The sequence below is a fragment of the Mycobacterium sp. genome, from assembly GCF_032159765.1.
Taxonomy (GTDB): Bacteria; Actinomycetota; Actinomycetes; order Mycobacteriales; family Mycobacteriaceae; genus Mycobacterium.
Window position 1 is genome coordinate 1 of the sequence record NZ_JAVHWM010000085.1, and the last position, 6,348, is coordinate 6,348.

Consider the following 6,348-nt stretch of genomic DNA (forward strand, 5'->3'; position numbering starts at 1 on the left):
GTGGAGCTAAGGGGACTCGAACCCCTGACCCCCACACTGCCAGTGTGGTGCGCTACCAGCTGCGCCATAGCCCCTAGAGTTGTGCCCATCGAAGCTACACCACCTGCGATATCGGCTCAAAGCCGCAGGTCAGGCCGCTTCCACCGACGCGGCATCTCAGCTTCTGTGGTGCGTCAACTTATGTTGACGCGCGCACCAGCCACGTCATTGCCCGGAGGTCCCAGCACACGTCGTGATAACGTTCGCCGCTATCTCCTGCGCTCGACGTCGAGCGCGAGGGCTGAGGGAGCTGCGATGATGCCAGCAAGCCGGTTCACGGTCCGTCTTTGTGGGTTTGCGGTCGCGCTCGGTGTCGGCGCCGCGATCGCGACCACCCAATCCGACACCGCATGGGCCGACCCGTCAGACAGTTCGTCGCCGAGTTCGTCGAGTGCATCGCCAACCGACGGCTCGCAGACCCCCGAGAAACCCAAGACCAAGCGGCCGGACAGACCGCACCTCGTAAACCTCACGCCCGGCAAGAAGCACGAATCGGCGTCCAAGACTGCTGAAACACAAAGTAATTCGACGAAGGACACCCCGGCGCCGGCGAAGCTGACGGCCCAGAGGCCGCTGGCGGCGATCCTGTCGAAGTTCGAACCGAAGTCGCAGACCATCACGAGCAAGACCACCGCGCGGCTGTCAACGCCGGCGACCGCACTCGCCACTGAAGCGCCTGCGAAACTGTCGACCGCCACCGCGGCTCTGGTCCCCAAGGCGCCTACCGCGCCGAAGGCGCCCAAGCCAACCGGCCTCCAGAGTGTCCTGCGCGGATTTGTCAGTTCCTTCCTCAACACATCCACGGCCACATCGGACACCCCCGTTCCGGCCGATTCACCCACCGCATGGGCGACGATGGCGTTCGCCCGCCGCGAGCTAGCCACCGACCCTTCGCCGATATCCCTTTTGAAGGCGGTCATCAGCCCGGTCGCCACCCTGGTCTTCGACGTCTTCAACCAGGTGTTCGCCGCGGCCGCCGGGCCTCCCGTGCTTCCCCCCGGGAGCACCGTCACGGTGAAAAGCTCGACGCTGGAATTCGACAACGGCTATACAGCGCCCGCGGACTGGTACTTCCCGGCCGACGAGAACCCGCAGGGCATCATCTACCTCCAGCACGGCTTCTTGGCGCAGGGCCCGATCTACAGCTACACGGCAGCCGCCCTTGCCGAACAGACCCACAGCATCGTAGTAGCACCCACCATCACATCGAATTTCTTTGCCGCCGACGGTAATTGGCTCGGTGGGTCCACGATGCCCGCCGCGGCCGCTGATCTCTTCGAAGGCAATCGCGAAGCACTCGTCAACAGCGCATCCGCGGCAGCCGGTGAGCGGGTCACATTGCCACAGAAAGTCGTTCTTGTCGGACACTCACTCGGCGGAGGCTTCGTCACGGCCATGGCCGGCGACATGGCCGACAACGGGACGGCCGGAGATCTTGCCGGTGTCGTGCTGCTCGACGGCGTCGCGTTCGATCCGAGCGTGCCCGAGACGGCCTTCGGCAAGCTCGACGAGCTGGACCACGACGTTCCTGTCCTGCTGATCGCGTCAGAGCCCTACTTCTGGAACATGTACGGCCAGATGATCGACGCTATGACGACGTTGCGACCAGGGCAGTTCAACGGGGTGCAACTTGTCGGCGGCCGGCACATCGACGGGCTGCAAGGCGGCAATCCGCTGATCCAGCTGTCGGAATACATCGTCGCGGGTTTCTCTCAACCGCAGAACGTCGAGGCCGTGAAGATCCTCTCGATCGACTGGATCAACGACATGTACGCGGGCAACACAATCGAGGCCCCGTCGGATCAACCGTTCCAGATTCCCACCACCGCGGGCACGGCAACTGCTTACTCGATACCCGCGCCGCCAACCCAGCTGTCGCCCATCGACCAGTTGATCAAGACAGTCGAAAGCTTTGGAACGTCGATCTTCTTGAACGCCTGACCATACGATGGCTGGCGTGAGTGAGCCGCCGCCGTATCCGCCGCCTCCAGGGGACCCGTATTCGCCGCCGCCGTTTCCGCCCCCGTATTCGCCGCCGGTAGAACAGCCCTTCCTGGAGTCGACCGACCAGCCGTATCCGCCGCCGCCCATCGGCGAGGTGTACGACCCGTATTCCCAGCATTCCGGCTCAGCTGCCACAACTAGTGGCTTCGCCATCGCATCCCTGGTCCTCGGCATCCTCGGGCCATGTGGGTTGGGTGTTGGCCTGATTCTGGCCATCATCTTCGGGTTCATCGCGTTGAGCCAGACCAAGGATGGCAGGCAGCAGGGCCGGGGCATGGCAATCGCCGGGCTCATCTGCTCCGGGCTCTGGATCGTGGCCTTGGTGGTCGGGTTCGTTTTGTTTATCATATTCGCTGAAAGCCTGGTGTCCGCAAGAGATCTCAAGGTCGGTGACTGTGTCGAGACGGCGCCGGCGGACGGCGACGAGAACATCTCCACGATGCCAAGGGTGTCGTGCGACAAACCTCACGAGAGCGAGGTCTTCGCGATCTTGAACATACCGGGAGACCGGTTCCCTGGTACATCAGTGCTGCGCAGCCAATATTCAAAGCAGTGCCACGACGCACTCCAGAACTACGCGAAAGACCCAGCAGGCATGCGGACCTACACGATTACTCCCTCCCAGGAATCGTGGGATCAGGGCAATCATTCCGTGGTCTGCATGACGCTTGACAGAAACAAGCGCACGGGCTCGGTCAAGAAGTAGCGGACGCCCGCTACGGCAACTCGCCTGCCGCCTCCGGACCCAGTGCCCGCGCCGGTGTCGGCTCGGTGGGCGTCCGTGTCTCCGGCGAGAACAACCACGCCACCGCCGCGGCCAGAAGGATACCGCCGCTGACGACGAACGCCGTTGCGAACGTAAGGTATTGGGCGAGAACTCCTACCGCCACGGTTCCGGCAATCGCCCCGACGTCCGACATCATCTGATATGTCGCGACTGCGGTTCCGCCGCGCGCCTTGCTTCCGATGACGTCGGCGACGGCGGCCTGCTGCGGCGAAGTGAACATTCCCGCGGCCGCGCCGGCAACCAGCGCGCCCGCTAGAAACGACGTCAGCGACGATGTCAGACCCACCAGCGCGGTCGCCACCGCCGACACCGCCAGGCCGATGACGATCAGGGTCTTGCGGCCCAGGCGATCCGACAGGTAGCCGCTCGGGATCACGGCAGCCACATTTCCCGCGGCGAATACCGCCAGCGCCAGTCCGGCGGCACGGGGCCCGCGATGCAGCACCTCGGTGACAAACAACGGCACGAGTGCGATGCGCAGCCCGAAAACCGACCAGCCCGTCGCGAAGTTCGAGAATAGCGCCGACTGATACGCCCTGTTGCGCAACACCATTCGTACGGTGACGCGCGGCTCCGAACCCTCCGCGGGCGCGGCGAGCGAGGAGTTCCGCAGGCTGAAGAACACCACGGTAACCGAAATCAGCAGCGCCACACCGTAGATCGCGAACGGTGCGGAAAGGCCAAGGCCCGCGGTCAGGCTTCCCAGCACCGGTCCACCGACGGAGCCGATGAGGAACGCGCTCGAGAACAGGCCGGCGACGCGGCCCCGGGCATCCGGTGGCGCAATCCGGATCATCAGGCCGAACGAGGAGATGCTGAACATCGCCGAACCGAAACCGCCGAGCGAGCGGAACAGCAGGAGCTGCCAGTACGTCTGCGCGAACGCACACACGCCCGTCGACAGCGCGACGATCAACAGGCCGGTCAGGTAGATCCGCCGCTCCCCTACCCGCTGCACGAAAAGTCCGCTGGCCGGGGCGAAGATCAGTCGCATCGCCGCGAACGCGGTCACGACGAAAGTGGCCGCGCTGATGCTCACGCCGAAATTCCGCGCGTACTGCGGCAACACAGGTGAGACCACGCCATATCCGAGTGCGATCACCGCGTTGGCGGTGACGAGGATCCAGACTTCTCGGGGCAGGCGCGGCTGCGCCGCCGTACAGTCGCCCTCCGGGGCCGTCACGCCAGCGCCTTCGCCACCACCTCACGCGCAGCGTCCTGGACCTCGCGAAGGTGCTCGGCACCGCGGAAGGACTCGGCGTAGATCTTGTAGACGTCCTCGGTTCCCGATGGCCGCGCCGCAAACCACGCATCCGCGGTGGTCACCTTCAGCCCCCCCAGCGGCGCGCCGTTGCCCGGCGCCGTGGTCAGCTTGGCAGTGATTTTCTCCCCGGCCAGGTCGGTGGCGGTCACCTGCTCGGGCGACAGTTTGGCCAGCCGTGCCTTCTGCTCGCGGTCAGCGGGCGCGTCCACGCGCGCATAGGTTGGCGCCCCGTACTTTTCGGCCAACTGCTCGTAGCGCTGCGACGGCGTCTCACCCGTCACCGCCAGGATCTCCGACGCCAGCAGCGCGAGGATGATCCCGTCCTTGTCGGTGGTCCACACCGAGCCGTCCATCCGCAGGAACGACGCGCCTGCGCTCTCCTCGCCGCCGAAACCGATCCTGCCGCTGATTAATCCGTCGACGAACCATTTGAAACCGACGGGAACCTCGATCAGCTTGCGGCCCAGACCGGCAACCACCCGGTCGATGATCGAGCTGCTCACCACCGTCTTGCCGACCGCGGTGGACGCCGGCCATGCGTCACGGTGGCTGTACAGGTAGTCGATCGCGACGGCCAGGTAGTGGTTCGGGTTCATCAGTCCGCCGTCGGGTGTGACAATGCCGTGCCGGTCGGAGTCGGCGTCGTTGCCCGTCGCGATCTGGTACTTATCGCGGTTGCTGATCAGCGACGCCATCGCGTTCGGCGAGCTGCAGTCCATCCGGATCTTGCCGTCGGTGTCCAGAGTCATGAACCGCCACGTCGCGTCGACCAGCGGATTGACCACCGTGAGCTCTAGGTCGTATCGTTCGCCGATCGCGCCCCAGTAGTCGACGCTGGCGCCACCGAGCGGGTCGGCGCCGATGCGGATTCCCTGAGCTCGAATCGCGTGCATGTCAACGACATTGGGCAGATCTGCAACATATGCTTCGAGATAGTCGTGATGCTGGGCGCTCTGCAGCCCCCGGGCCAGCGGTACCCGCTTGACGTCTGTGAGCCCGCGGCGCAGCAGCTCGTTGGCGCGCTTGGCGATCGCGCCCGTGGCGTCGGTGTCCGCTGGGCCGCCGTTGGGCGGGTTGTACTTGAATCCGCCGTCGCGGGGTGGGTTGTGTGACGGCGTGACGACGATCCCGTCCGCAAGATCGGACGAACGGCCCTTGTTGTACGCCAGGATCGCGTGGCTGACCGCCGGCGTCGGCGTGTAGCGGTCGGCCGAATCGATCATCGACACAATGTCATTCGCAGCCAGCACTTCCAGCGCCGTCGCCCACGCGGGTTCGGAGAGCGCATGGGTGTCCCGGCCGATGAACAACGGGCCCGAGGTGCCTTGCGCAGCGCGGTACTCGGCGATCGCCTGGGTGGTGGCAAGAATGTGCGCCTCGTTGAACGCGCCGTCGAGGCTGGAGCCGCGGTGCCCGGAGGTGCCGAACACCACCTGCTGCAAGACGTCGTCGGGATCGGGTTGCACCGTGTAATACGCGGTCACGACATGGGAGACGTCGATGAGATCTTCGGGTTGCGCCGGCTGTCCGGCACGAGGGTTGGCGGCCATGCACCGATTCTGCTCCAGTGGTGCGCGGAATCCGACATTGGAGATGAACATTTGCTTGCGGGTAGGTTCGCGCCATGGCATTCGACCGGCGTGAGCTCGCGGCAGTCTTCGCGGGCGGGGCGATCGGCACCGTCGCACGCGCAGGCCTGGAGGCACTCGCGGACCCTGACCCCGCACGATGGCCGTGGGCGACGTTCGCTGTGAACATCGTCGGGGCATTCCTGCTGGGATACTTCACGACTCGACTGCTGGAGAGGCTGCCGCTGTCCAGCTACCGCCGGCCGCTCCTGGGCACGGGGCTGTGCGGTGGCCTGACGACGTTTTCCACCATGCAGGTGGAGACGCTGAAGATGCTCGAGCACCATCACTACGGGCTGGCCGCCGGCTACACGATCGCGAGTATCGCAGCGGGGCTTCTCGCGGTGTATCTCGCGACGGCGCTGGTGCGCAGGGTGACCGTCCTTTGACGACGATCGCCGTCTGGACCGGGGTGGTGCTTCTCGGCGGCGTCGGCGCGGTGCTGCGTTTCCTTGTCGACCGCACCGTCGCGCGGCGGGTACCCGGCCCGTTTCCGTTCGGCACCCTGACCGTCAACCTTTCCGGCGCAGTGGTGCTCGGACTACTCAGCGGCCTGGCGCTCAGCCACCACGCTTCTCTTCTCGCCGGCACCGCGCTGATCGGTTCCTACACCACGTTCTCCACAT

General features: G+C 65.3%; 6 protein-coding genes and 1 tRNA gene. 4 read left to right on the plus strand and 3 right to left on the minus strand.

All coding sequences use genetic code 11. The annotated features are described in order from the left end of the window. Position 1 precedes the first annotated feature (1 nt). Positions 2-74, minus strand: a tRNA-Ala gene (locus QOH60_RS09430). 220 nt (positions 75-294) lie between these two features. Here QOH60_RS09430 and QOH60_RS09435 point away from each other — a divergent pair. Both QOH60_RS09435 and QOH60_RS09440 read left to right on the plus strand, forming a co-directional pair. Further along, positions 295-1,980, plus strand: coding sequence for an alpha/beta hydrolase (locus QOH60_RS09435; RefSeq protein WP_526419464.1), 1,686 nt, complete (start codon positions 295-297; stop codon positions 1,978-1,980). Between the two features lie 16 nt (positions 1,981-1,996). Then, positions 1,997-2,749 (plus strand): DUF4190 domain-containing protein, encoded by a 753-nt coding sequence (locus QOH60_RS09440; protein ID WP_526419466.1) that lies wholly within the window; start codon positions 1,997-1,999, stop codon positions 2,747-2,749. 10 nt (positions 2,750-2,759) lie between these two features. On the opposite strand, the gene QOH60_RS09445 is transcribed toward QOH60_RS09440, so the two are convergent. Continuing rightward, positions 2,760-4,013: an MFS transporter gene (locus QOH60_RS09445; RefSeq protein WP_526419468.1), complete on the minus strand. Its 1,254-nt coding sequence runs from the start codon at positions 4,011-4,013 to the stop codon at positions 2,760-2,762. Beyond that, on the minus strand, positions 4,010-5,644 hold the full coding sequence (gene pgm, locus QOH60_RS09450) for a phosphoglucomutase (alpha-D-glucose-1,6-bisphosphate-dependent) (RefSeq protein WP_526419470.1): 1,635 nt from the start codon (positions 5,642-5,644) through the stop codon (positions 4,010-4,012). Before pgm ends, QOH60_RS09445 begins: the two co-directional genes overlap by 4 nt. A 74-nt stretch (positions 5,645-5,718) precedes the next feature. Here pgm and crcB (QOH60_RS09455) point away from each other — a divergent pair, with 74 nt between their 5' ends. Both crcB (QOH60_RS09455) and crcB (QOH60_RS09460) read left to right on the plus strand, forming a co-directional pair. Beyond that, positions 5,719-6,111, plus strand: coding sequence for a fluoride efflux transporter CrcB (gene crcB / locus QOH60_RS09455; RefSeq protein WP_526419472.1), 393 nt, complete (start codon positions 5,719-5,721; stop codon positions 6,109-6,111). Then, on the plus strand, positions 6,108-6,348 hold a 241-nt coding region (gene crcB / locus QOH60_RS09460), incomplete at its 3' end, for a fluoride efflux transporter CrcB (RefSeq protein WP_526419474.1). The genes crcB (QOH60_RS09455) and crcB (QOH60_RS09460), both read left to right, overlap by 4 nt.

What these genes read in the sequence shown, in the direction of transcription:
- QOH60_RS09435 (WP_526419464.1), top strand. Translation starts at nt 295, where the DNA reads ATGATGCCAGCAAGCCGGTTCACGGTCCGTCTTTGTGGGTTTGCGGTC.
- pgm (WP_526419470.1), bottom strand. Translation starts at nt 5,644, where the DNA reads ATGGCCGCCAACCCTCGTGCCGGACAGCCGGCGCAACCCGAAGATCTC.
- crcB (WP_526419472.1), top strand. Translation starts at nt 5,719, where the DNA reads ATGGCATTCGACCGGCGTGAGCTCGCGGCAGTCTTCGCGGGCGGGGCG.